General features: G+C 68.6%; 29 protein-coding genes and 1 riboswitch. Of the genes, 12 read left to right on the forward strand and 17 right to left on the reverse strand.

Annotation, left to right across the window (positions count from 1 at the left end; translation table 11 throughout):
• Nucleotides 1–22 precede the first annotated feature (22 nt).
• The 3 genes from OG474_RS04735 to OG474_RS04745 are packed head-to-tail and all read left to right on the forward strand — an operon-like array spanning nt 23 to nt 3,674.
• Entirely contained in the window at nt 23–448 is a 426-nt protein-coding gene (locus OG474_RS04735) for a DUF1707 domain-containing protein (RefSeq protein WP_405060951.1), read from the forward strand.
• Nucleotides 445–1,185 carry an ABC transporter ATP-binding protein gene (locus tag OG474_RS04740; protein ID WP_405060952.1) on the forward strand — a complete coding sequence of 247 codons (741 nt, stop codon included), beginning with the start codon at nt 445–447 and terminating at the stop codon, nt 1,183–1,185. The genes OG474_RS04735 and OG474_RS04740 overlap by 4 nt, the downstream gene beginning before the upstream one ends.
• Nucleotides 1,186–1,205: 20 nt before the next feature.
• Nucleotides 1,206–3,674 (forward strand): FtsX-like permease family protein, encoded by a 2,469-nt coding sequence (locus OG474_RS04745; RefSeq protein WP_405060953.1) that lies wholly within the window; start codon nt 1,206–1,208, stop codon nt 3,672–3,674.
• Here the strand turns inward: OG474_RS04745 and OG474_RS04750 are convergent.
• Complete coding sequence (locus OG474_RS04750) at nt 3,660–4,163, reverse strand: SseB family protein (RefSeq protein WP_405060954.1); 504 nt, start codon at nt 4,161–4,163, stop codon at nt 3,660–3,662. The genes OG474_RS04745 and OG474_RS04750 overlap by 15 nt on opposite strands.
• A gap of 88 nt (nt 4,164–4,251) precedes the next feature.
• Here OG474_RS04750 and OG474_RS04755 point away from each other — a divergent pair, with 88 nt between their 5' ends.
• Both OG474_RS04755 and OG474_RS04760 read left to right on the forward strand, forming a co-directional pair.
• Complete coding sequence (locus OG474_RS04755) at nt 4,252–4,758, forward strand: hypothetical protein (RefSeq protein ID WP_405060955.1); 507 nt, start codon at nt 4,252–4,254, stop codon at nt 4,756–4,758.
• Nucleotides 4,745–5,395: a uridine kinase gene (locus OG474_RS04760; RefSeq protein WP_405060956.1), complete on the forward strand. Its 651-nt coding sequence runs from the start codon at nt 4,745–4,747 to the stop codon at nt 5,393–5,395. Before OG474_RS04755 ends, OG474_RS04760 begins: the two co-directional genes overlap by 14 nt.
• On the opposite strand, the gene OG474_RS04765 is transcribed toward OG474_RS04760, so the two are convergent.
• From OG474_RS04765 to OG474_RS04780, 4 genes are read right to left on the reverse strand one after another with little or no spacing between them, the layout of a single operon-like run.
• On the reverse strand, nt 5,374–5,820 hold the full coding sequence (locus OG474_RS04765) for an oxidoreductase (RefSeq protein WP_405060957.1): 447 nt from the start codon (nt 5,818–5,820) through the stop codon (nt 5,374–5,376). The genes OG474_RS04760 and OG474_RS04765 overlap by 22 nt on opposite strands.
• Before the next feature lie 44 nt (nt 5,821–5,864).
• Nucleotides 5,865–6,458, reverse strand: coding sequence for a maleylpyruvate isomerase family mycothiol-dependent enzyme (locus OG474_RS04770; protein WP_405060958.1), 594 nt, complete (start codon nt 6,456–6,458; stop codon nt 5,865–5,867).
• The gene (locus OG474_RS04775) at nt 6,458–7,693 is read right to left on the reverse strand and encodes an RNA polymerase sigma factor (RefSeq protein WP_405060959.1); all 1,236 of its coding nucleotides are present in this window, start codon (nt 7,691–7,693) and stop codon (nt 6,458–6,460) included. Before OG474_RS04775 ends, OG474_RS04770 begins: the two co-directional genes overlap by 1 nt.
• Complete coding sequence (locus OG474_RS04780) at nt 7,690–8,043, reverse strand: YciI family protein (protein WP_405060960.1); 354 nt, start codon at nt 8,041–8,043, stop codon at nt 7,690–7,692. Before OG474_RS04780 ends, OG474_RS04775 begins: the two co-directional genes overlap by 4 nt.
• Nucleotides 8,044–8,220: 177 nt before the next feature.
• On the opposite strand from OG474_RS04780, the gene OG474_RS04785 reads away from it, so the two are divergent.
• A complete protein-coding gene (locus OG474_RS04785) occupies nt 8,221–9,108 on the forward strand; it encodes an aldose 1-epimerase family protein (protein ID WP_405060961.1) in 888 nt (295 codons plus the stop codon).
• On the opposite strand, the gene OG474_RS04790 is transcribed toward OG474_RS04785, so the two are convergent.
• The 4 genes from OG474_RS04790 to OG474_RS04805 are packed head-to-tail and all read right to left on the reverse strand — an operon-like array spanning nt 9,083 to nt 11,744.
• Nucleotides 9,083–9,544, reverse strand: a complete 462-nt coding sequence (locus tag OG474_RS04790; protein ID WP_405060962.1) for a PH domain-containing protein — start codon at nt 9,542–9,544, stop codon at nt 9,083–9,085. The two genes, OG474_RS04785 and OG474_RS04790, sit on opposite strands and share 26 nt — an antisense overlap.
• A 7-nt stretch (nt 9,545–9,551) precedes the next feature.
• A complete protein-coding gene (gene hisG / locus OG474_RS04795; RefSeq protein WP_405060963.1) occupies nt 9,552–10,400 on the reverse strand; it encodes an ATP phosphoribosyltransferase in 849 nt (282 codons plus the stop codon).
• Nucleotides 10,401–10,457: 57 nt separating this feature from the next.
• A complete protein-coding gene (locus OG474_RS04800; RefSeq protein ID WP_132167079.1) occupies nt 10,458–10,721 on the reverse strand; it encodes a phosphoribosyl-ATP diphosphatase in 264 nt (87 codons plus the stop codon).
• Nucleotides 10,722–10,733: 12 nt separating this feature from the next.
• Nucleotides 10,734–11,744 carry a helix-turn-helix transcriptional regulator gene (locus OG474_RS04805; protein WP_405060964.1) on the reverse strand — a complete coding sequence of 337 codons (1,011 nt, stop codon included), beginning with the start codon at nt 11,742–11,744 and terminating at the stop codon, nt 10,734–10,736.
• Nucleotides 11,745–11,805: 61 nt separating this feature from the next.
• Between OG474_RS04805 and OG474_RS04810 the strand changes: the two genes are divergently transcribed.
• Nucleotides 11,806–12,768, forward strand: a complete 963-nt coding sequence (locus OG474_RS04810) for a hypothetical protein (RefSeq protein ID WP_405060965.1) — start codon at nt 11,806–11,808, stop codon at nt 12,766–12,768.
• Nucleotides 12,769–12,840: 72 nt separating this feature from the next.
• On the opposite strand, the gene OG474_RS04815 is transcribed toward OG474_RS04810, so the two are convergent.
• Complete coding sequence (locus OG474_RS04815; RefSeq protein WP_405060966.1) at nt 12,841–13,161, reverse strand: helix-turn-helix domain-containing protein; 321 nt, start codon at nt 13,159–13,161, stop codon at nt 12,841–12,843.
• Between the two features lie 122 nt (nt 13,162–13,283).
• On the opposite strand from OG474_RS04815, the gene OG474_RS04820 reads away from it, so the two are divergent.
• Both OG474_RS04820 and OG474_RS04825 read left to right on the forward strand, forming a co-directional pair.
• Nucleotides 13,284–13,649, forward strand: a complete 366-nt coding sequence (locus OG474_RS04820) for a type II toxin-antitoxin system RelE/ParE family toxin (protein WP_405060967.1) — start codon at nt 13,284–13,286, stop codon at nt 13,647–13,649.
• 58 nt (nt 13,650–13,707) lie between these two features.
• Nucleotides 13,708–14,025, forward strand: a complete 318-nt coding sequence (locus tag OG474_RS04825; protein WP_405060968.1) for a helix-turn-helix domain-containing protein — start codon at nt 13,708–13,710, stop codon at nt 14,023–14,025.
• Between the two features lie 68 nt (nt 14,026–14,093).
• On the opposite strand, the gene ribH is transcribed toward OG474_RS04825, so the two are convergent.
• The 7 genes from ribH to OG474_RS04860 form a co-directional block, all read right to left on the reverse strand.
• On the reverse strand, nt 14,094–14,564 hold the full coding sequence (gene ribH, locus OG474_RS04830; protein ID WP_405060969.1) for a 6,7-dimethyl-8-ribityllumazine synthase: 471 nt from the start codon (nt 14,562–14,564) through the stop codon (nt 14,094–14,096).
• Nucleotides 14,564–15,802, reverse strand: a complete 1,239-nt coding sequence (locus OG474_RS04835) for a bifunctional 3,4-dihydroxy-2-butanone-4-phosphate synthase/GTP cyclohydrolase II (protein WP_405060970.1) — start codon at nt 15,800–15,802, stop codon at nt 14,564–14,566. Before OG474_RS04835 ends, ribH begins: the two co-directional genes overlap by 1 nt.
• Nucleotides 15,803–16,477, reverse strand: a complete 675-nt coding sequence (gene pnuC / locus OG474_RS04840) for a nicotinamide riboside transporter PnuC (RefSeq protein WP_405060971.1) — start codon at nt 16,475–16,477, stop codon at nt 15,803–15,805. It abuts the gene before it with no gap.
• Nucleotides 16,474–17,082 (reverse strand): riboflavin synthase, encoded by a 609-nt coding sequence (locus tag OG474_RS04845; RefSeq protein ID WP_405060972.1) that lies wholly within the window; start codon nt 17,080–17,082, stop codon nt 16,474–16,476. The genes pnuC and OG474_RS04845 overlap by 4 nt, the downstream gene beginning before the upstream one ends.
• The gene (ribD, locus tag OG474_RS04850) at nt 17,083–18,111 is read right to left on the reverse strand and encodes a bifunctional diaminohydroxyphosphoribosylaminopyrimidine deaminase/5-amino-6-(5-phosphoribosylamino)uracil reductase RibD (protein WP_405060973.1); all 1,029 of its coding nucleotides are present in this window, start codon (nt 18,109–18,111) and stop codon (nt 17,083–17,085) included.
• A 135-nt stretch (nt 18,112–18,246) separates the two neighbouring features.
• Nucleotides 18,247–18,381, reverse strand: a riboswitch (FMN riboswitch).
• Nucleotides 18,382–18,455: 74 nt separating this feature from the next.
• Nucleotides 18,456–18,779, reverse strand: a complete 324-nt coding sequence (locus OG474_RS04855; protein ID WP_405060974.1) for a type II toxin-antitoxin system PemK/MazF family toxin — start codon at nt 18,777–18,779, stop codon at nt 18,456–18,458.
• Nucleotides 18,776–19,081 carry a hypothetical protein gene (locus OG474_RS04860; protein ID WP_405060975.1) on the reverse strand — a complete coding sequence of 102 codons (306 nt, stop codon included), beginning with the start codon at nt 19,079–19,081 and terminating at the stop codon, nt 18,776–18,778. The genes OG474_RS04855 and OG474_RS04860 overlap by 4 nt, the downstream gene beginning before the upstream one ends.
• Before the next feature lie 202 nt (nt 19,082–19,283).
• Here OG474_RS04860 and OG474_RS04865 point away from each other — a divergent pair, with 202 nt between their 5' ends.
• From OG474_RS04865 to OG474_RS04875, 3 genes are read left to right on the forward strand one after another with little or no spacing between them, the layout of a single operon-like run.
• The gene (locus OG474_RS04865; protein ID WP_405060976.1) at nt 19,284–20,138 is read left to right on the forward strand and encodes an ABC transporter substrate-binding protein; all 855 of its coding nucleotides are present in this window, start codon (nt 19,284–19,286) and stop codon (nt 20,136–20,138) included.
• On the forward strand, nt 20,138–20,896 hold the full coding sequence (locus tag OG474_RS04870; protein WP_405060977.1) for an amino acid ABC transporter permease: 759 nt from the start codon (nt 20,138–20,140) through the stop codon (nt 20,894–20,896). The genes OG474_RS04865 and OG474_RS04870 overlap by 1 nt, the downstream gene beginning before the upstream one ends.
• The gene (locus tag OG474_RS04875; RefSeq protein WP_405060978.1) at nt 20,880–21,638 is read left to right on the forward strand and encodes an amino acid ABC transporter ATP-binding protein; all 759 of its coding nucleotides are present in this window, start codon (nt 20,880–20,882) and stop codon (nt 21,636–21,638) included. Before OG474_RS04870 ends, OG474_RS04875 begins: the two co-directional genes overlap by 17 nt.
• Nucleotides 21,639–21,822: the final 184 nt, after the last annotated feature.

Here is a 21,822-nt window from a genome sequence, read left to right on the forward strand (position 1 = left end):
CTCGAAAGCGTGGGTGCCTCTCATGAACACTGTTCTCGATCCGCTGTTGCTGCCCGACCAGGTCGCTCTGACCGAGGCCGACCGCCGCTCCGCAGTCGCCAAACTGGACAGCGCCGTACGGCGTGGCGCGCTGACCCCGCCGGCTGCCAGCGACCGGCAGGCGCTGCTGCTGTACGCCCAGAACCGTGGTGACCTGCGGCAGGTCCTGGCCGATCTCCCCAACGCGACTCCGCCGCGGGCGCTGACTGTCGCGCTGCGGGCGTTCACCGGGGTGTGGCTGGTCGCCTGTGTCGTGCAGTTCATCGTCTGGGTCGCTCTGGCCGTCTTCGGACACTTCGACGGGCCGTGGTGGCTCTGGTCCGACCTCGGGCTGGGCATGGTGGTCGCAATCCTCTGGTGGACGCACGAGTCCTACCACCGGAAGACCGACGTACAGGTGGGCGTGTGAGCGCCCCGGTCCAGCTCACGGACGTCCGGAAGGTCTATGGCACCGGTCCCGGCGCGGTGACCGCGCTGGGCGGTGTCACCCACGGATTCGCGGAGGGCTCCTTCACTGCGGTGATGGGGCCGTCCGGGTCCGGTAAGAGCACGCTGCTGCACTGTGCGGCCGGTCTGGACTCACCGTCGTCCGGTTCGGTTCACCTGGCCGGGCAGTCGCTGGCTGGGCTCGACGAGACCGCACTGACCGAGCTGCGGCGTGAACACGTCGCCTTCGTCTTCCAGTCGTTCAACTTGATGCCTGCGCTGACTGTGCGGCAGAACGTCGTACTGCCGCTGACGCTGGCCGGAAAGGCACCGGATGAGGCGTGGGTCAGCTCGGTGATCGCACGGGTCGGCCTGGCCGAGCGTGTCGGGCACCGGCCCAGTGAACTGTCCGGCGGTCAGCAGCAACGAGTGGCGATCGCTCGTGCGCTGGCTGGCCGGGCAGCGATCACCTTCGCCGACGAACCGACCGGTGCGCTGGACACCGTGACCGCACTGGAGGTCCTGGCGCTGCTGCGGGACCAGTCGCGAGCACTGGGCCAGACCATTGTCATGGTCACCCACGACCCGGTCGCCGCCTCCTATGCCGACCGCGTCGTCTTCCTGGTCGACGGCCACCTCGTGTCCGAGTCCGACCACCCCACCGCCGAATCCGTTGCCGCCGAACTGGCTCACCTCAGCCTCTCCTCGGCAACGACCTGAGCCCACCGGAGACCCGAATCATGTTTCGCCTCGCGCTCACCACCCTGCGCCACCGCACCGCGGCCTTCCTGGCGATCTTCGTCGCCGTCCTGCTCGGCAGCGCCCTGCTCGCTGCCGCCGGCGGCCTCCTCGAGACCGGCCTCCGCCTGAACGCCCCACCTCAGCGCCTGGCCGCAGCTCCCGTCGTCATCAGCGGCGACCCCGCCTATCACCCGCCGAACGGCTCAGGTTCGGCTGCCTTCGCCGAGCGCCACCGCGTCGACGCGGACTTGGTTGCCAAGCTCGCCGGTACGGCGGGAGTCGCGAAGGTGATCGCCGACCGGTCGTTCCCGGCCGTGGTGACGCCCGCCGCGGGCGGCGAGGTGCTGATCGGGCATGGCTGGGCCTCCGCCCCGCTCACGCCGTACGCGCTGACCGCGGGACAGGCGCCCCAGACCGGACAGGTCGTGCTCGATGCGCGGCTCGCCGGATCCGCCAAGCCTGGCGACCAGATCACGGTGACTGTTCGCGGGGTGCCCCAGCCGTTCACAGTGGCTGGAATCGCCTCGGCTCAGCGGACTGTCGACGTACCGGCGGTGTTCTTTGCGGACTCGGAGGCTGAGCGGCTCGCTCCGGCGCCGGACTCCATCGGCGTGTTCCCCGCGGCCGGGGTCTCGGCGAAGGACCTGGCCAAGAGGCTCGAACTTCCCGTCGGAGCGAAGGCATTCACCGGTGATGAGCGTGGGGTCGCGGAGTACCGCGGGATCGCGACGAGTCTGCCGTTGATCATCATGTCCGGCGTCTTCGGTGGGATGGTGGCTGTGGTGATGGCGCTGGTCGTGTCGGCGACGATCGGGTTGTCGGTCCGGCAGCGGCGGCGGGAGCTCGCGCTGCTCCGAGCGAGCGGAGCGACGCCGCGGCAGGTGGCGAAGATGGTGATCGCCGAGACGATGGTGGTCGGGCTTCTCGGGCTGGTGATCGGGCTGCTGTGCGGACGCGTCGCCGGGGACTGGATCTTCGGCCTGTTGGTGAGTGGCGGGATCGTCCCGGCACAACTGCGGTTCGACCAGGGGCCGCTGCCCTTCGCGGGCGCCGTGCTGCTGACCTTCGCCGTACTGCGGGTGACCGTCGGTATCGCCGCCGGCCGGGCTGCCCAGATCCGTCCGATCCAGGCGCTCGCGGAGGCTGCCGTACCGCCGGTCGCTCTGGGCCGGGTGCGGATCCTGATCGGTCTGGTCTTCGCCGGCGTGACGGTGTCGATCGCGGTCTCCACGCTGTTCATGAGTCCGACCAACGCAGCCGCGATCGGTGGACCGGCCGGGCTGACCGGTTCGATCGCCGTCGCGATCCTGGCTCCGCTGGTGATCCAGCGGGCGCTGGTCCCGCGGCTGACGGCGCTGGTCGAGAAGCGTGGCACGAGCGGTGTGCTCGCGGTGATCAACCTGCGGGTCCGGGCGGTGCAGTTCGCCGCGATCCTGATCCCGATCACGATCGCCACGACGATTGCTCTGGGCAACATCTACGCCCAGACGACCCAGCAGAAGGCGGCCATCGAGGCGGCGACCGGCGATCTGGCCGCGGACGTCGTCGTCACCAGCACCACCGGTGGTATCCCGGCCGGACTGACCGAGAACGTTCGCTCGCAGCCAGGTGTCACAGCGGTGTCCGAGCTGGTCCGGAGCAAAGGCTGGATCGAGGCGCCGTACGACAGCTCGCATACCAGCGACGCCTGGCCGCTGCTCGGCGTGAACGGCCCTGTCTACAAGGGGAAAGTCACCAAGGGCTCGCTGGCTGACCTGCAGGGGTCGACGATCGCGCTGCCGCCCGGTACGGCGAAGAAGCTGAAGGTCGATGTGGGTTCGGAGCTCGGCGTGCGGCTGGGCGACAACGCGCTGGTCAAGGTGAAGGTGGTCGCGCTGGCCGAAGGCCCGTCCGGCTACGAGCCGCTGCTGCTGCCGTCGAAGTTGCTGGCCGAACACACCACAACCGGGTTGCCGAGCCTGCTGCTGATCAAGACCTCGGACAAGAAGGCGATCAACCTTTCGCAGTGGCCGGGAATGTCGGCCGGCGGCCGGGAGTTGCTCGGCGAGGGGTACGACGCCGGGCTCGGGGTCGATGCCTACATCGCCTATCTGCTGGCCGGGATCGCGGTCGCCTACACGGCCATCGCCTCGGTGAACACGATCGCGGTCGCGGTGCTCGACCGACGCCGGGAGTTCGGCCTGCAACGGCTGACCGGAGCGACTCGGAAGCAGGTCTCTCGCATGCTCGCCCTCGAGAGCCTGGTGATCGCAGGACTCGGGCTGGTGATCGGGCTGATCGCGGCCGCGTTCACCGTACTCCCGATCGCGGTCGCGAGCCGCGGCTGGCCGATCCCGTCCGGCCCCGCGTGGATCCTGCTCGCCTGGGTGGGCGTCGTCCTGCTCCTGGTCCTGCCCACCACCGCCATCACCGGCCGGATCGCGATGCGCGCCAAGCCGATGGACGCCCTCGGCTCAGCCGTCGGCTGAGGCAGGCTCGATCCAGCCGTAGCCGCCGTCTTCCAGGCGAACCACCTGGAGGCCGGCGGCCAGTCGGCGGACGTCGTCCTCCTCGATCACCCCGGCGGCCGGGCCCGCGATGTCCAGGACGATCGCGGCCGCCCCCTCCTGTACGGCGGCGGTGGCCACCAACTGGGTCTGAGCGGGCATCGGCCGGGCCTCGGCGCTCCAGCGGGCCAGCGACTCGGTCCCGGTGAAGGCCAGCAGCGCGTTCCGGCCGTCCTGGCCCTGCAGCAGCGCGACCGCCATGTCCGAGGTCTTGTCGTGCGCGAGGCCCTTCTCGTCGTACTCGACCTCGCCGAGCATCGCGACCACCGGCACCAGCAACCGCGCCCGGGTCAGCGCGGCGAGCATCGCCCCGTGGTCCCCGGCCGCCAGCGCCGCCGCCAGCGCCGCGTCCGCCGTACCGGCGTCGTCGTCGAAGCCGGTGAATGCCAAACGCCGCTCTCCTGGTTGCACCGGCCCATTGTCCCCGGAGTGCGGTTTCAGGGTGGCGTCAGGGCTGTTCCCCCCTTGGATCGCGGCCTGACTGTGCGAGCCTGGGTATGTGCCTGACTTCAACGATTTGACGCTGCTGCCGTTCTGCGTGGGCCTCACGCTGCTCGGCCTGATCGGTTCCTGGGCCGCCTGGCGGCGCCGCGGTGCCGCGGCCGGTGTGCGCGGAGTGGCCTGGTCGCTGCTGCCGGTCTCGCTCTACCTGACCGGCCTGCTCGAGCTGGTGTGGGACGTCGTGCGGTCGGCGGTGAGCTGGGTCACCCACCTGATCTTCTCGCCGACCGTGTGGGCCGGAGTCGCGCTCTTCGGCGTCTCGGTGGTCCTGTACGTCGTCGCCGGCGTCGCGCGGTCCCGCAGCCCGAAGGAGCCGAAGCCCGCGAAGACCCCGAAGGCCGCGAAGCCCGCCGGTGAACTGACCAGCACCGGGCCGGCCCCCGCGTCGGCCGCCCCTGCCAAAGCTGCCAGCCCCAAGGCCAAGAGCAAGGCCAAGGGTGGTCAGCAGGATTCGTCGGAGTTCGACGAGATCGAGGACATCCTGAAGCGCCATGGAATCAACTGAGAACCCCCTGACCCTGGACTCCCTGCTCGACCACGTCCAGGCCGCGCCCCCGCGGCTGGGCCGGACCCGGCTGATCTCCATCGACGGCCCGGCCGGTTCCGGCAAGTCCACCCTCGCCGACCGCTTCGAGGCCCGCGCCAAGGCCCGTGGCCTGAACACGTTCGTCATCCACATGGACGACCTGTACGACGGCTGGGCCGGTGCCGAGCGTGGATTCGCGCTACTGCGCGACCACGTCCTGCAGCGGATGGCCGACGGCCGTGAGGGCCGCTACCGCCGCTACGACTGGCACACCGGCGCCTACGCCGAACTGCACGTCGTGCCGGTCACGGTCGACCTCCTGATCGTCGAAGGCGTCACCTCCGGCGACCGCGAGGCCGACGGCTGGCAGTCGCTGCGCCTGTGGATCGAGACCACCAACGAGGTCCGCCTCGACCGCGGCATCGAACGCGACGGCGAGGCGCTGCGCGACCACTGGCTCGAGTGGATGCGCTGGGAGCGCGACCACTTCGCCGACCAGAACACTCGCGACCGGGCCCAGGTGGTCGTCGACGGCAACCCGGCCGTCCCCCACGACCCGGCCCTCGAGCTGGTCGCCAAAGCAGTAGCCCTACCTCACGACTCAGCGGCCTCCTGAAGCCCGTCCCACGACCACCTGGGGATGCTCATTCCCTTCGGTACCTGGTCTTTCGCGCCGTGGTACCGAGCCATCGACACGGACGTCGCCCAGGCGAAGTAGTCGTGCAGCACCGACTTCAAGGGTGTGGGCAGTCCGACGTCGTTCAGCGCTTCGTCGAAACACTCGATGGCCCGCCGATCCATCTCAAGGTGCTCGCCGTTCCCGCTGTGCATCCAGACGACGGTGGTCTCGCCCCCATCGGCCCAAGCGGGTCCACCGAGCGCCTCGGCCCAGTACGCCGCCAGCCGCTGGGTGTGGTCCGGATGAAACCCATGACTGAACGCGTGGCTCACCAGCTCATCCGCCAGCACCCGCTCGTGCCACGCATGCGCGAGCCGAACCATTCCGTCCATTCCGCCGGCGGCGTCGTACAAGCTGTCCATGGCGCCAGGCTGACACTCGGCCCAGACCGTGACAAGCCGTCGGGCTACCCGACGATGTGACCGGCGCGCGCCTCGCGGCCTGTGGCGACCAGGAGCAGGTCCTGGAGCGGGCCGCGCAGCTCCTTGGCCCCTTGACCGGCCGACCAGTCGGCGTCGGTCGCGATCAAGCGGGTGCCACGGAAGCGTTTGCGAGCGCCGTAGAACGGGCTCTTGAGGACGTGGCCGAGGGCGGCTTCGGCCAGGTCGAGGGGCATTGTGCGCTCGCGGCCCAGCGGGACCGCGATGTCTTGACCGTGGACGAGCGCGTCGTTGAGGGTGTCGAGCGGCTTCGCGCCAGGCGAGCGCCGCGTCGAACCGGCAGTCTCACGGAACTGCGCGATCAGCTCGGCCGGGGTGAAGCGGGCCGCCCGCTCGGTCGCCGCGTCGGCCTCCATCCGCTCCCAGTCGCCGCGGGCCCGAATCGCACCCCGCAGTACGTCGGGCAGCGTGGTCCGCGTGGAGAGCGTGAGGTGCGCGACGACCTGGTGGACGGTCCAGGCGGGGCAGAGCGAGGTGACTGCCCAGTCGGGCTCGGTGAGCGTGTCGAGGAAGTCGGCGAGGTCGAGGCGTTCGGCTTCGATCCAGGGGTAGTAGTCCATCAGATGTCCTCAAGAGTGAGCGCTGTGAGGCGAGCGCGGATGTGGGTGCGTTCAGGGTCGGAGCCGGCCAGCTCGAGGGCCCGCCCGTAGGCTTCCGCGGCTTCGGGGCGCCGGTTCAGGCGGTGCAGAAGGTCGGCTCGCGCCAGCGCGTAGGGGTGGTAATCGCGGAGGCGGGGTTCGTCCGCCAGGGAGTCGAGCAGGGTGAGGGCGGCGTCGGGGCCGTCGCGGAAGGCGATCGCGGCGGCGCGGTTGAGGGCGATCACCGGCGATGCGTCCAGGACGGACAGGACGTCGTACAGGGCGACGATCTGCGGCCAGTCGGTGCTCGCGAAGGTGCGGGCCTCGTCGTGGACGGCGGCGATCGCGGCCTGCACGGCGTACGGGCCGGCGGGTCCACCGGTGAGGGATCGCACGACCAGGGCGCGGCCCTCGGTGATCTGGTCGCGGTCCCAGCGGGTGCGGTCCTGGTCTTCGAGAAGGATCAGCTCGCCGTCGGGGCCGGTGCGGGCGTCGCGGCGGGCGTGCACGAGCAGCATCAGCGCGAGCAGTCCGGCGACTTCGCGCTCGGCCGGCAGCAGTCCGTGCAGGATGCGTGCCAGCCGGATCGCTTCCTCGGCGAGGTCGAGGCGCTGCAGATACGGGCCGGAGCTGGCCGAGTATCCCTCGGTGAAGACGGAGTAGATCACCTGCAGTACGCCGGGCAACCGCTCCGGCAGCTCTTCTTGTGAAGGAACCCGGAAGGGGATGCGGGCGTCACGGATCTTCGCCTTCGCGCGGACGATTCGTTTCGCCATCGTCGCGGCCGGGACGAGGAACGCTCGCGCGACTTCCGGCGTACTGAGTCCGGCCAGGCAGCGCAGAGTGAGCGCCCCGCGGTCCTCCGGGGCCAGCGCCGGGTGGGCGCAGGTGAAGAACAGCTCCAGCCGATCGTCCGGGAACTCGCCCCCGGGCCGCGGCGCTTCGGCCCGGTCCGCATCCACCTGCAGGATCGCGAGTTTGGCGGCGTACACCTGATCCCGGCGGAGCCGGTCGACCGCCTTGCGCCGGGCGGTCGTCATCAACCAGCCGCCCGGGTTCGCCGGTACGCCGTCGATCGGCCACCGCACGAGCGCGGTCTCGATCGCCTCGGCCGTGACCTCCTCGGCCAGGTCGAGGTCGCCGAACCGCCGGGCCAGCGCGGCCAGCAACCGGCCGCGCTCCTCCCGGAAGACCGCCTCGACCTGGTCCATCGTCATGCCCCCGGGAACTCAGCCACCGGGCGGACGACGACCGAGCCGCCGGCCCGCGACCCCGGGCACTTGGCGGCCCAGTCGAGCGCGATGTCCAGGTCCGGCACATCGATCACGTAGAACCCGCCGAGCACCTCGCGGGTCTCGGCGAACGGCCCGTCCGTCACGGTCCGCTTGCCGTCGTTGTCCACCTGCACCCGGGTCTGGGTGACCAGGTCCGCCAGCGACTCCGACGCCACGACCACTCCGGAGTCGGTGATCTCCTTGTCGAACCGCATCCAGTCCTCCGGCTCGCACCCGACCGCTCCCCCGGACACGTCGAGTTCGCCGGCATTGATCAGCAGCAAATACTTCACGGTGTTACCTCCTGTTGGCGTGTCTACAGCATCACCACGAACGGGTCCCCGCCAAATGGACAGGCCGTCGGTAAGAACATGGAGATGTGGTGTTCGTCAGCCGTCGGCACGCCTGGCGGGGTGCCAGCGGCTGGACATCTACGTGTCGTTGCCGACGGGATTTGTGAGGATGGGGGCATGAGCGTGCTGCCTTCGGGCGATCAGTGGACGATTAGCGGCGGCGGGTACGCCGGGACCGTGGTGAGCGTGGGCGGTGGGCTGCGCGGACTCACGTACGTCGGTCGCGAGGTCCTGCTCGGGTTTCCCGCGGACCGGCCGGCGCATGCGGGGATCGGTCAGCACCTGTTCCCGTGGCCGAACCGGATCACCGACGGGAAGTACAGCTTCGGCGGGGTCGACCAGCAGCTGTATCTGACCGAACCGGCCCGGCGGAACGCGATCCACGGCCTCACGCGCTGGGCAAACTGGAACCGCCTCGACGACGGCTCCGACCCGTCGTACCTGGCGGCCGGTCACCTGCTGCACGGCCAGCCTGGATACCCGCATCAGCTCGAGCTGCGGCTGCAGTACCGCCTCGATGAGCAGCTGACTGTGACCGCGACGGCGGTGAACGTCGGCACCACGGCAGCGCCGTACGGGTATGGGGCGCATCCGTATCTGAGCGTGGGCCGGCCGATCGATGAGTGCGTGCTGGAGTTCCGTGCCTCGGAGTGGTTGGAGGTGTCGCCGGACCGACTGTCACCGATCGGGCTGGCGCCGGTGGACGGATCGCCGTACGACTTCTCGACCGGGCGGGTGCTCGGCGAGCTCGACATCGACAACGCGTTCACCGGGCTCGGCGGCGGCTGGTCGGTCAGCCTGTCGGATCCGGGCTCCGGGGCGCGGGCGACCCTCATCGGCGACACGCCTTGGATGCAGCTCTACACCGGGAGCGCCATCGGCCGTACGGCGTTGGCCGTCGAACCGATGACGTGTCCGCCGGACGCGTTCGTGACCGGGCAGGACCTGGTGGTCCTGGAGCCCGGTCAGTCACACGAGACTAGCTTTCAGGTATCCGCTGGCTAGGTCCAGCGCCGTGCGCCCGGGCGATGGCCGCCAGCTCCTTCGCGGCCGTGCTCGCCCGCCGACCCTCAGACGCCTGGATCGCGAGCACGCCGATCCGGTTGCCTTCGGCATCGAACAGCTGGAGCCAGGCATCACCTGAGGTGAACCGCAGCGCGGTCACCTCCGCCCAGGGCAGCATGTACGACTTGAAGACGTTGCGGATCCGGAGCCCGTCGGCGTACGCCGAGACCCGGACCGTGGCCATCCGGAACAGCAGCAACAGGATGGCGCCGAAGAACGCCAGCAGCGTCAGCCGCTGGAACCAGCTGAACGTCTGCTTCGTGAAGTCGTCGAACTGGCTCCAGATCACCCCGAACAGGGCGATCAGCGAGAACCCCATGACCGAGGCCATGATCGCCACGCTCCGCGGATGGAACGTGAACAGGCGCTCGCTCATCGAGACCTCAGATCCGGCAGGCGTGAATGTCCGTGGTGAGGATGGCACGGGCTCCCACCTCCCAGAGCTGATCCATGATCCGCTGCGCCTCGGCCCGCTGGACCATCACCCGGACGGCGACCCAGCCCGCGCGGTGCAGCGGGGAGACCGTCGGCGACTCCAGACCGGCCGCGACCTCGGTGGCCGCGTCGATCTGGTCGGCCGGGATGTCGTAGTCCATCATCACGTAGTTGCGCGCGATCAGGACGCCTTCGAGTCGCCGGGCCAGCTGGTGCAGGCCGGGCGGTGGGGTGTCCACACCGTGCCGCTTGATCACGACCGCCTCGGACTGCAGGATCGGCTCGCCGAACACCTCGAGCCCTGCCTGGCGGAGCGTCGTACCGGTCTCGACGACGTCGGCGATCACGTCCGCGACGCCCAGGGCGATGGCCGACTCGACCGCGCCGTCGAGGCGGACCACGCTGGCCTCGACACCGTTCTCGGCCAGGTGATCGGCCAGGACACCGGCGTACGAGGTGGCGATCCGTTTGCCGGACAGGTCCTTCACCGAGGTCGCGACCCCGGGCGGCGCGGCGAACCGGAAGGTGGAGGAGCCGAAGCCGAGCCCCATGATCACGTCGGCGTCGGCGTGTGAGTCGAGCACCAGGTCACGCCCGGAGATGCCGACATCCAGGGTGCCCTCGCCGACGTACACGGCGATGTCGCGCGGGCGGAGGTAGTAGAACTCCACCTCGTTCGCGACGTCGGTCAGGCTGAGTTCTTTGGTGGACCGGCGCTGTTTGTAGCCGGCCTCGGTGAGGATCTCGATCGCGGACTCGCTCAGGGAGCCCTTGTTCGGTACTGCGACGCGCAGCATGGCACTGCCCAATCTGTCGAAACTGAACCGGTGGGTCTGTCAGGTTGTGGGGAACCCCTACAGATGTCGGTAGACGTCTTCGAGCTTCAGATCGAGCGCGATCATCATGACCTGCGCGTGGTACAGCAGCTGGGACAGCTCTTCGGCGGCCCGCTCCTTGCCCTCGTGCTCGGCGGCCATCCAGGACTCGGCGGCCTCCTCGACCAGCTTCTTGCCGATCGTGTGCACGCCGGCATCCAGCTCCGCCACCGTCCCGGATCCCTCCGGACGCGTGCGTGCCTTGTCGCCCAGCTCGGCGAACAGCTCCTCGAAACTCTTCATCGCGGCCCCAGCCTACGGGGCACCGTCCGCCTCCGACCCCCCAGGTCCGCTGGACGGACTTTCGTAGAGGGTGGTCAGAGTCCGGCCGAGGGCTGCGAGCTCGGTGCGGAGTTCTGGGGGCTGGAGGACTTCCAGACCGGCTCCGAAGCGGCAGAGGGCGGCGGCCGCGTTGGGGATCGACTCGATCGGCAGGGTGACGACGACGGTGCCGTCTGGCTCCGGGGGCGTCTGGGCGACCGCGGCCACGAGCTGCGGGAAGGAGACGTCGTACATGCGTCTGGCCAGACTGGCCGAGACCCGTACGACGGCCTGGTCGGTGAACCGGGACTGGTCGAAGTACTGGAGGTGGTCCTGCCAGAACTGGGGCAGGTCGAAGTCGCCGGTCCGGGTGAACTGCTCGTCGGTCGGGGTGAGTTCGAGGATGTTGGAGACGCGGTACGTGCGCATGCCGGTTTCGGTGGCGGCTATCACGTACCAGCTCCCGCTCTTGAGGACGAGACCGTACGGTTCCAGCAACCGGTCGACCTCGCGGGGGGCTTCCCAGCGGCGGTAGCGGACTTTGATGCGGCGATCGTGCAGTACGGCGTCAGCCACGGCGGACAGGTGCGGCGAGCTCTCGGCGTCGGCGTACCAGGCGGGCATGTCGAGGTGAAAGCGGTTCTTCAGCCGTCCGGCGCGGTCACGCTGGTCCGGCGCCAGTGCGGCGAGCAGCTTGAGCTCTGCGGCGTTTGTCTGGGCAGTCAAGCCCAGTGCGGCCGCTGGGCCCGGCATGCCGACCAGGAACAGCGCAGCGGCCTCCTGCTCGGTCAGACCGGTCAGGCGAGTGCGGTAGCCCTCGACGAGGCGGTATCCGCCGGCCCGGCCCTGGTCGGCGTACACGGGGACTCCAGCAGCGGCGAGGGCCTCGACGTCGCGGTAGATGGTCCGCAGCGACACCTCGAGCTCCTCGGCGAGCTCGCGCGCGGTCAGCTGCCTGCGGGTCTGCAGCAACAGCAGGATCGACAAGAGCCGGCTCGAACGCATCTTTGGAGAGTAGCCGTAAACACTGCCACGCCTTGTCAGGTTTCACCGCGAGGCTGTCGGTATGACGACATGGACCAAGGCGACCGGCGACTTCGACTTCTTCTCCGGCGACTTCGACGTACGGCACCGCAGGCTGAACAAGATCTTCGCCGGGTGCGACGAATGGAACGAGTTCGACGGCACCACCACCGCTCACACGTACTTCGACGGCTCGATCTGCATCGACGAAACGCGTTTCCCGACCACCGGCTCCTACGGCATGTCGGTCCGGCTGTTCGACCCGGTCGAGCGGGAGTGGCAGATCTGGTGGATCAACAGCACGGAGATGCGCCTGTTCCCACCGGTGCGCGGACGCTGGTCCGAGGACGGCTCGAGCTGCCGGCTGGTCGGCGAGGACGAGCACGAGGGGCAGCCGATCCTGTGCAGCTACGAGTGGCGCGACATCACCGACCGGACCGCCCACTGGGAACAGGCCTACTCCGCCGACGGCGGGGAGACCTGGGAACTCAACTGGACGATGGACTTCACCCGCCGAACGACGCCCGCACCGGCCCTCGACGTACCGAAGGTGACCGGCGATTTCGACTTCCTCGTCGGCGACTGGCAGACGACCAACCACCGCCGGCGCCCGATGCTCGGCGATCCGCACGAGTGGTACGAGGTCGAGTCAGAGATGCGGGTGACGACCTACTTCGACGGTGCCATCAGCTTCGACGAGGGCTGGTACCCGACCGAGGGCTTCCGCGGTGCCACCTTCCGGATCTTCGACCCCGCCACGAAAACCTGGTCGATCCACTGGATCAACAGCCTCCGCGGCCAGCTCGAAACCCCGGTCATCGGCTCCTTCGGCGACGACGGGGTCGGCATCTTCGAGGGCCCGGACACCTGGGAAGGCCGCCCGGTCGACGTCCGCTTCACCTGGACCCCCGGCACCGACAAAGCCACCTGGCAACAGGAGTTCTCCGAAGACGGCGGTAAGACCTGGATCCCCAACTGGTACATGGAACACACCCGCATCGGGTGAGGATCCAAGAAGCTCATCGTGATCCACCGCGCAGCCGGCAGCCGCCCTGAACCGGCTGCGCGTCGTCGTTCGCTAGCCGACCTTCAACTGCCCGTCGCCGAAGTCGGCAACCAGGTGGAGTGTCCCTCCGAGCGCACCGACATAGCGGTCGAGGACCTCCCGCGTGGACACGTCGCCCTTCTCGATCTGGGAGACCCGGGAAACAGAGATACCCATCCGACGCGCAACTTCGGCCTGGGTCAGCCGACGACGCTTCCGCAACTCGGCGAGCTTCCAGCCCCGCGCCTCGTCACGCATCCGCCCCACCTCACGGTCGAATGCCTCCGGCCCACCGGCCGTCTCGACAGCGCGGTCGAGGTGATCGGTGTCTCGCCACTTCCGGTAGCCGCTCATCGCCCCAGCTCCTTCCGGCACGTCACCTCTCGCCAAGAGTTACTTTAGAAAATTCTAAAGTCTCGGCAACTGACCAATACAAGTCTTGTCTTCTACAACGCTCATCTTGTATTCTCGGGTGCGTGGAGTACGCGATCTATGTCCTCGACCACTGTCAGAAGTGGCTGAATTCGTTGCCGGACAAGGACTTCGAAGCGATTGCCGGCCGGATCGACCTACTGGCCGAACAAGGGCCGGCTACCTCGCGCCCAGTGGCGGACACGATCACCGGCTCGCGTCACTCCAACATGAAGGAGCTGCGGAGCGGCAAGCTCCGCATATTGTTCGCATTCGACCCTCAGACCCATGCGGTGCTGCTGATCGGCGGCAGCAAGGAGAACCGCTGGACAGAGTGGTACGAGGAGAACATCCCAGTCGCGGACGACCTGTTCGACGACTGGTTGGCACACCTCGAACGCAACCCTGACTGGGCCGATGACCCGGATTGACTGGAGGCACGACAACGCACTCTGCAGGGACTCTCACACCTGGCAAAGGAGACAGAAGATGACACACCGCTCATGGGAGAGCACACGGTCGGAACGGATTACCACCCCGGAGGCCGAGGCACGCGTTGCGCAGCATCGCGCGAAGGCTCGCGCCGAGCAGCGCGCGTACCGGCTCAAGGAAGTCCGGCTGCACCAGGGCCTCACACAAGTCCAACTGGCCGACTCGATGCACATCAGCCAGGCGGCAGTGTCGTCGATCGAGCGCGGGGAACTCAGCCGATCCGAGCTGAGCACGATCCAGAAGTATGTCGAGGCGCTTGGTGGCCAGATCGAGATCATCGCGAACTTCGGCGACGAGCGCCTGGTTCTCGGCTGAGCAATGGGCCGCTCGTTCGGGGCAGCCCATTGCCTGGCCGCGCGGGCGCAGAAGCGCGCGCTTGCGGTCTACAGCGCCCGCACCGCCACCAGGGTCGACAGGGCGGCTTGGGTGGCTTCGTAGCCTTTGTCTTCTCGGCTGTCGGGGAGGCCCGCTCGGTCGAGGGCTTGGGGGTCGTTGTCGCAGGTGAGGACGCCGAAGCCGATGGGGACTCCGGTGGTGACGCCTACATGCATGAGGCCGTCGGTGGTGGCTTGGCAGACGTATTCGAAGTGCGGGGTGTCGCCGCGGATGACTACGCCGAGCGCGATCACGGCGTCGTACCCGGCCTTGGCGGCGTGGAGTGCGGCGACGGGGAGCTCGAAGGAGCCGGGGACGCGGATGACCTTGTAGTCGGTGACTCCGGAGTCGTCCAGCGCGCGGAGAGCTCCGGCGACGAGGGAGTCGGTGACCTTCGGGTGCCATTGCGCGGCGACGATGGCGACGCGGGCGCCTTCGGCTCGGGGGGCTTCCAGGGTTGGTGCTCCACTACCCGACATCAGCCGGCTCCTTGCTCGTCAGTTGAGAGGCTGCCCGGGAGGTGGTGGCCCATGCGGTCGCGCTTGGTGCGCAGGTAGCGCAGGTTGTGTTCGGTGGGGTCGATCGAGATGCCGCGGCGCTCGACCACGTCGATGCCGTAGCCCTGAACGCCGGAGACCTTGTCCGGGTTGTTCGTCAGCAGCCGCACCTCGGTCACGCCGAGGTCCGCCAGAATCTGGGCGCCAGCAGCGTAATCACGAGCATCGGCAGGCAGTCCGAGGTCGAGGTTCGCCTCGATGGTGTCCCGCCCGGCGTCCTGCAGTTCGTACGCCTGGAGCTTGTGCAGCAGCCCGATCCCGCGACCCTCGTGACCGCGCAGGTAGACCACCACACCACCCTCCGCCGCGACCTGCCGCATCGCCTCATCGAGCTGCGGACCGCAGTCGCACCGCAGCGATCCGAACACGTCACCCGTCAGGCATTCGGAGTGCAGCCGGACCAGCGCCGGCCCGTCCTTCAGATCGCCACGAACCAACGCGAGCTGCTCCGACCCGTCCACCGTGTTTCGGTAGCCGTGGGCAACAAAATCGCCGTACCGGGTCGGCAGGGTCGTGGTCGCGACGCGCTCGATCTGCGTCTCGGTGCGGCGCCGGTACCGGATCAGGTCGTCGATCGAGACCAGCACGAGCCCGTGCTCGTCCGCGAACGTCCGCAGATCCTGCCCGCGCTTCATCGTCCCGTCGTCGTTCACCAGCTCGGAGATCACCGCCGCCGTGTTCAGCCCGGCAAGCCGCGCCAGATCAACGGAGGCCTCGGTGTGACCCGGCCGAGCCAGTACGCCGCCTTCGCGCGCCCGCAGCGGGAAGATGTGGCCCGGCTGCACGAGGTCGTACGACTCCGACGCCGAATCCGCCAGCACCTTGATGGTCCGCGCCCGGTCCGCCGCCGAGATACCCGTCGTGATCCCGTCCCGCGCATCGACAGAGATCGTGTACGCCGTCCGCATCCGCTCCCGGTTGTGCGGGGTCATCAGCGGAATGCCGAGCCGGTCGAGCTCAGCTCCTTCCATCGGCACACACACGACACCCGAGCTGTACCGGATCAGGAACGCGAGCAGCTCCGGCGTCGCCTTCGACGCGGCGAAGATCAGGTCGCCCTCGTTCTCCCGGTCCTCGTCGTCGACCACGACGACCGGGCGCCCGGCCCGGATCTCGTCGATCGCATGCTCGATCGTGTCGAGCTTCAGCACGTCACCCATCTAACCCACCACCACAGCTTCCGGCGGAGTGACCCGCTCCCGATTCTGAATCTTCCACCACGACGCGAACCCGATCACGCAGAACAGGCCGTAGATCACGTACATCGCGGCCGACGGATAGAACTTCGCCTGCACCAGCAGCGGTACGCCAACCACGTCGACCGCGATCCAGATCAGCCAGAACTCGACGAACCCGCGCGCCATCCCGTACGTCGCCAGGATCGACCCGGTCAGGATCCACGCGTCCCACTGCGGACCCCAGGAACCGAGCGCGCGCAGTACGAAGAAGCCGATCGCGTAGAGCACCACGCCGATCCCCAGCAGCTCGAGCCGCTCCCGGCCGGTCGCCCAGCGCGGGGTCACCGCCTTCGCAGACCCGCGGTGGCGGGTCTGATACCACTGGTACCACCCGTAGACGCTGAGGATGAAGAAGAAGACCTGCCGCCCGGCCTGACCCCAGAGGTCCTTGTCCTGCGGCGTGTCGAAGATGCCGCCCACGAAGACCGTGAACAGCAGGATGTTGCCGATGATGCCTACCGGCCAGGCCGAGACCAGGCGGCGCATCCCGAACAGGGCGCTCGCCAGCCCGAACACGTTCCCGACGATCTCCCGGACCAGCACCGGCGAACCGGCGATCGTCACCTGCGCGTGCAGCAACCAGTCAACAGCGTTCACTTGGTGCCTCCAGCAACCAGTAGGCGCTCGACGTACTTGGCGATCACGTCTACTTCAAGATTCACGGTGTCGCCGACCTTGTTGGTCCCGAGGACGGTCAGCTCGAGCGTCGTCGGGATCAGGCTGATCCCGAACGTCCCGGTCGCGTCGTCCACGTCGGTGACGGTCAGCGAGACCCCGTCGACCGCGATGGAGCCCTTCTCCGCGATGTACTTGAGGATCTCCGGACCAGCAGCGATCCGGACGTCCTCCCAGTGCTCGGACGGGGTCCGGCTCGCAATCGTGCCGACGCCGTCCACGTGGCCCTGCACGATGTGGCCGCCGAGCCGGGCGTGGGCGGTGACCGCGCGCTCCAGGTTGACCTTGGAGCCCTTCTCGATCCCGCCGAGGCTGGTCCGCTTGAGCGTCTCGCGCATCACGTCGGCGGTGAACAGGCCGTCGCCGTACTCGACCACTGTCAGACAGCAGCCGTTGACCGAGATCGAGTCGCCGTGGCCGGCGTCCTCGGTCACCTTGGGGCCGCGGATGGTGAGCCGCGCCGCGTCGCCGTCGAGCAGGTCGAGCGCCTCGACGGTGCCGAGTTCCTCGATGATTCCGGTGAACATCTACTTTCCTCCCAGAGGGGACAGCGTCAGCCGGACGTCGTCGCCGAGACGCGTCACGTCTGTCAGGGTGAACCGCCGCAGGTGGTCGATCGATTCCGCACCGAGGTCGCCGATCGCGGCGAACCCGGAGCCGAGGAGGGCCGGGGCGACGTACGCGACGATCTGGTCGACCAGACCGGCGCGCAGGAACGCGGCGGCCAGCGTCGGGCCGCCTTCGAGCCAGAGGTGCCGGATCTGGTGATCGTCCAGCTGCCGCAGCACCTCGGCGGGGTCGTGAGTGGGCAGCAGCAACGTCTGCGCCCGGTCGTTGCGAACCTTCGCGGTGACCGGGATCTCCCGGTCGCCGACCACGACGCGCAGCGGCTGCCGCGGCGCGGGAACATCATCGGTGTCCCGGACCGTGAGCTCGGGATCGTCGGAGAGCACGGTCTGCGTCCCGACCGCGATCGCGTCACACTCGGCCCGCTGACGGTGTACGTCGGCGCGCGCGGCCGGCCCGGTGATCCACTTGCTGCTGCGATCCGGGGCGGCCGAGCGACCGTCCAGCGTGGCCGCGAACTTCCAGGTCACGAACGGCCGCCCGGTCCGCACGCTGTGCAGCCAGATGTGGTTGCCGGCCTCGGCCTCATCCTGCAGCAGGCCCTGCTCGACCTGGATGTTCTTGTTGCGCAGCTTCTCGCCGCCGCCGGAGGCCTGCCGGTTCGGATCCGGTACGGCGTACACCACGCGGGCGACGCCGGCCTCGATCAGCGCATCGGCACACGGCCCGGTCCGGCCGGTGTGGTTACACGGCTCCAGCGTCACGTACGCCGTACCGCCGCGTGCTCGTCGTCCCGCCATCCGCAACGCCTCGACCTCGGCATGCGGTCCACCGGCCTTGGCGTGGAACCCTTCACCGGCCGGGTTGCCGTCGGCCGCGGTGATCACACAGCCCACCACCGGATTCGGGTGGGTGCTGCCGATGCCGCGGGCGGCCAGCTCGATCGCGCGCCGCATCCAGGCGACGTCGATCGGCGATGCGTTCGTCACTTACGGTCCCTCGTCGTCACGGACGCACACCGGGGCCGTTGACGACCGACGCAAGAACCTCCAGGCGCCCGCTCCCCCGTCACGCAGGCCGAGGCCCAGGCAACGTCATCGCGAACGTCGGAGCTCTCCCGCCGATCGCGTGCTGCCTCCCATCCGGACTTTCACCGTCGGTCCCGGAATTCCACCAGGTCAACCGGCCGCCGAACTGCAACGACCGGGTCGCGGACTATCACCGCCGGCTCGGAATTTCACCGACCCCGGAGCACGCGAGTGGGTTCACTCGTGACTCCAGTATGCACTGAACGACAACCCGGGCCAGGACGCAGGTCACATGCTGATCGGAGTCAGTCGAACATTCCCAAGGCTGCGGACAGCCCCGAATTGATCGCTCGCATCGCGGCAGGCGACAGGGCGCCGGCAGCGCCGACGACCTCGTTCGCATAGATCTCCACGATGTCGTCACACACCGCCCGGCCGACGAAGGCCTCCGGGTGAACCAGCTCGACGATGCTGGGGATCCGCGGCTTGGCCGTCGTCGTCAGGCGCACCGCCAACACCTGCTGCAGATGCTGATTGCGGCGATTGTTCGACACGACGACGAACAGCTTCGCCTCGCCGAGACCGAGATCTGCCCGAACCACCTGACCGCGGAGGAGGGGCCAGCTCACTCGTCAGCCCACGACGGCCGCCGACGCCGAGCCTCGGCCTGCCGGTCCTCCGGCACGACCTCGAGGGCAATCCGTGCATACCCCTCGGCCTCCACCAGGTCCGCGACCACCTTCAGGCCGGCTTCCAGAACAGTCTGCAAAAGAACCGCCTCACTCGTCGTTTCACTGACCTGCACCTGGGTGAGCTTCGCCAGCGCGGCGCGGTGAGCCTCAGAGCCACGCAGCACAGCGAGATCACGCAGGTCCCGCTCGGACAAAGGCAGCGACTTTCGCGTGACCGGCGATCGATCGACTGTTTCCATGCAGCACATTCTGCAGCATGATCTGCAGCTATTCAAGCCGCAGTGGATGCATCACCGCCCCGATATACCACGGATCTGGTGGACATTGCGGCGGCGTCTCAGTGGGTGTCGATGGGGAATGGGGGGCTGGGTGGTGGTGTTGGCTTCTCAGCGGCGGGGTGGTTCGCCCTGCGTACCAGTTGAACGTATTGAGGAGACACCCGTGCGCGCCTTCAGCGCTCCTTTCCGCCGGATCGCCGCTGCCGGAGTCGTGACCGCGCTGGCCCTGGCGATGGTTGCCTGCGGCAGCGATGACGACCCGGCCGCGAGCGGCCCGGACCTCGGCCTGCTCAAGGCCGGCACGCTGCGGATCGGGACGCTCACCGACGCGCCGCCGAACGTGTACGTCAAGGACGGCAAGTTCACCGGGTTCGACAACGACCTGATCACCGCGGTCGCGGCGAAGCTGAACCTGAAGCCGGAGTTCGTCGGGACCGACTTCTCCGCGCTGCTGTCACAGGTGAACAGCGGCCAGTACGACCTCGGCAGCTCGTCGATCACGATCACCGAGGCCCGCAAGAAGACGGTTGCCTTCAGCAATGGCTACGACTTCGGCTACCTGGGCCTGAACACCACCAAGACCTCCGGTATCACCAAGTTCGACCAGCTCGCCGGGAAGCGCGTCGTGGTGGTCCAGGGCACCGTCCAGGACGACTACGCGACGAGCAAGAACCTCGACCCGGTCCGGGTGCCGAACTACAACGCCGCCGTCGGCCAGCTCAAGGCCGGTACGGCGGACGCGTGGATCTCGCCGGCCGAGATCGGCGAGAAGATGGCGAAGGAGCAGGGCGGTGGCGTGGTGATCCTGGCCGCGAAGGAGCTGAGCTCCGCGCCGACGGCGTACGCGGTGGCCAAGAGCAACGACAAGCTGCGTGAGGCTGTGAACAAGGCCCTCGACGAGGTCATCGCCGACGGCACCTGGACCAAGCTGGTCGAGCAGTACTACCCGGGCCGCGCCGTACCGGCGTCGTTCAAGCCGGGTAGCGGCACGGTCAAGTTCACGGCCCCCAAAGTCTGATGGACGTCTGGTCCACTCTGAACGACACCTTCCTCGACTGGGAGTCGATGAAGGCGGTCCTGCCCGAGATGCTCAAGGTGGGACTGGTCAACACCCTGATCCTGGCGGCCGCCTCGGTCGTGCTGGGCACTGTGCTCGGCATGATCGTGGCGGTCCTCGCCCTGTCGAAGAAGCGCTGGCTGCGCTGGCCGGCCAAGATCTACACCGACATCTTCCGCGGCCTGCCGGCGATCCTGACCATCCTGCTGATCGGCCAGGGCCTGTCCCCGATCACCCGGCACTGGTGGGGCCCGAACCCGTACCCGCTGGGGATTCTCGCGCTGTCGCTGATCGCGTCGGCGTACATCGGTGAGATCTTCCGCTCCGGGATCCAGAGCGTGGAGAAGGGGCAGCTGGAGGCCGCACGTGCGCTCGGCTTCAGCTACACCAACGGGATGCGGCTGGTCGTCATCCCCCAGGGTGTACGGCGGGTGCTGCCCGCGCTGGTCAACCAGTTCATCGCGCTGGTGAAGGAGTCCAGCCTGGTGTACTTCCTCGGCCTGCTCGCCAGTCAGCGCGAGCTGTTCCGGATCGGGCAGGACTCGGCGGCCACCGACGGCAACCTGTCGCCGTTGCTGCTGGCCGGAATCTTCTACCTGATCATCACGATCCCCCTGACGCACCTGGTGAACTACTTCGACAAGCGGTTGCGCGAAGGCCGACCGGCCGACGCGGCACCCGACGTACTGGAGGAGGCGGCATATGCCGGCCACCGTTGAGACGCCTGTCGTTGATGTGGCAGCGAGCCTCGAGGTCCGTGGGGTCGAGCTCGCGTTCGGCACCAACAAGGTGCTGCGCGGTGTCGACCTCGCCGTCCCGGCCGGGCGGACGGCGTGCGTGATCGGGCCGTCCGGGTCCGGGAAGTCCACGCTGCTGCGGACGATCAACCGGCTGCTCGAGCCGGCGGCCGGCGACGTGCTGCTCGGCGGGGAGTCGGTCCTGGCCGGGAGCCCCGACGTACTGCGGCGCCGGATCGGGATGGTCTTCCAGCACTTCAACCTGTTCCCGCACAAGACCGTCGTCGAGAACATCACGCTCCCCCTGCGCAAGCTCAAGAAGCTCGACGCCCCGCAGGCCCGGGCCGCCGCGCTCGAGCAGCTGGAGCTCGTCGGCCTGTCGGAGAAGGCAGACGCCCGGCCCGGCAACCTGTCCGGCGGTCAGCAGCAGCGGGTCGCGATCGCGCGGGCCCTGGCGATGAAGCCCGAGGTCATGCTCTTCGACGAGGCCACCTCGGCCCTCGACCCGGAGCTGGTCAAGGGCGTCCTCGGTCTGATGGCCGACCTCGCACAGTCCGGTATGACGATGGTCGTCGTCACCCACGAGATGGGGTTCGCCCGCGAGGTCGCCGACCAGGTCGCGTTCATGGACCGCGGGGTCGTGGTCGAGTCCGGGGCCCCCGACCAGATCTTCACCGCCGCCGAGTCCCCTCGCCTCCAGCAGTTCCTCTCCCAGGTCCTCTGACACCCCGGACCTCCGCCACTCACCAATTCCGCGCCCGGCACCCTCGTCACGCTCAGCACCGGGCCGCCGACGGGCATTTGAGGCGGTTGGTCAGTGGTGGCGGTCCGCGTCCGATATGCGGGGTTATTGACGGGGAAGCGGCGTGGCGGCCGGGATCTGGGGTCCGGCGGGTGAGGGTGAGCGG

This window comes from Kribbella sp. NBC_01505, from assembly GCF_045040285.1.
Classification (GTDB): Bacteria; Actinomycetota; Actinomycetes; order Propionibacteriales; family Kribbellaceae; genus Kribbella.

Coding starts and splice junctions, on each gene's coding strand:
- OG474_RS04805 (WP_405060964.1), bottom strand. CDS start 11,744: ATGCGTTCGAGCCGGCTCTTGTCGATCCTGCTGTTGCTGCAGACCCGC.
- OG474_RS04785 (WP_405060961.1), top strand. CDS start 8,221: ATGAGCGTGCTGCCTTCGGGCGATCAGTGGACGATTAGCGGCGGCGGG.
- OG474_RS04845 (WP_405060972.1), bottom strand. CDS start 17,082: ATGTTCACCGGAATCATCGAGGAACTCGGCACCGTCGAGGCGCTCGAC.
- OG474_RS04775 (WP_405060959.1), bottom strand. CDS start 7,693: ATGACGATGGACCAGGTCGAGGCGGTCTTCCGGGAGGAGCGCGGCCGG.
- OG474_RS04825 (WP_405060968.1), top strand. CDS start 13,708: ATGACACACCGCTCATGGGAGAGCACACGGTCGGAACGGATTACCACC.
- OG474_RS04790 (WP_405060962.1), bottom strand. CDS start 9,544: ATGAGCGAGCGCCTGTTCACGTTCCATCCGCGGAGCGTGGCGATCATG.
- OG474_RS04835 (WP_405060970.1), bottom strand. CDS start 15,802: ATGGGTGACGTGCTGAAGCTCGACACGATCGAGCATGCGATCGACGAG.
- OG474_RS04745 (WP_405060953.1), top strand. CDS start 1,206: ATGTTTCGCCTCGCGCTCACCACCCTGCGCCACCGCACCGCGGCCTTC.
- OG474_RS04810 (WP_405060965.1), top strand. CDS start 11,806: ATGACGACATGGACCAAGGCGACCGGCGACTTCGACTTCTTCTCCGGC.
- OG474_RS04815 (WP_405060966.1), bottom strand. CDS start 13,161: ATGAGCGGCTACCGGAAGTGGCGAGACACCGATCACCTCGACCGCGCT.
- ribH (WP_405060969.1), bottom strand. CDS start 14,564: ATGTCGGGTAGTGGAGCACCAACCCTGGAAGCCCCCCGAGCCGAAGGC.
- OG474_RS04770 (WP_405060958.1), bottom strand. CDS start 6,458: ATGGACTACTACCCCTGGATCGAAGCCGAACGCCTCGACCTCGCCGAC.
- OG474_RS04875 (WP_405060978.1), top strand. CDS start 20,880: ATGCCGGCCACCGTTGAGACGCCTGTCGTTGATGTGGCAGCGAGCCTC.
- OG474_RS04870 (WP_405060977.1), top strand. CDS start 20,138: ATGGACGTCTGGTCCACTCTGAACGACACCTTCCTCGACTGGGAGTCG.
- OG474_RS04800 (WP_132167079.1), bottom strand. CDS start 10,721: ATGAAGAGTTTCGAGGAGCTGTTCGCCGAGCTGGGCGACAAGGCACGC.
- OG474_RS04765 (WP_405060957.1), bottom strand. CDS start 5,820: ATGGACAGCTTGTACGACGCCGCCGGCGGAATGGACGGAATGGTTCGG.
- OG474_RS04735 (WP_405060951.1), top strand. CDS start 23: ATGAACACTGTTCTCGATCCGCTGTTGCTGCCCGACCAGGTCGCTCTG.
- hisG (WP_405060963.1), bottom strand. CDS start 10,400: ATGCTGCGCGTCGCAGTACCGAACAAGGGCTCCCTGAGCGAGTCCGCG.
- OG474_RS04860 (WP_405060975.1), bottom strand. CDS start 19,081: ATGGAAACAGTCGATCGATCGCCGGTCACGCGAAAGTCGCTGCCTTTG.
- OG474_RS04760 (WP_405060956.1), top strand. CDS start 4,745: ATGGAATCAACTGAGAACCCCCTGACCCTGGACTCCCTGCTCGACCAC.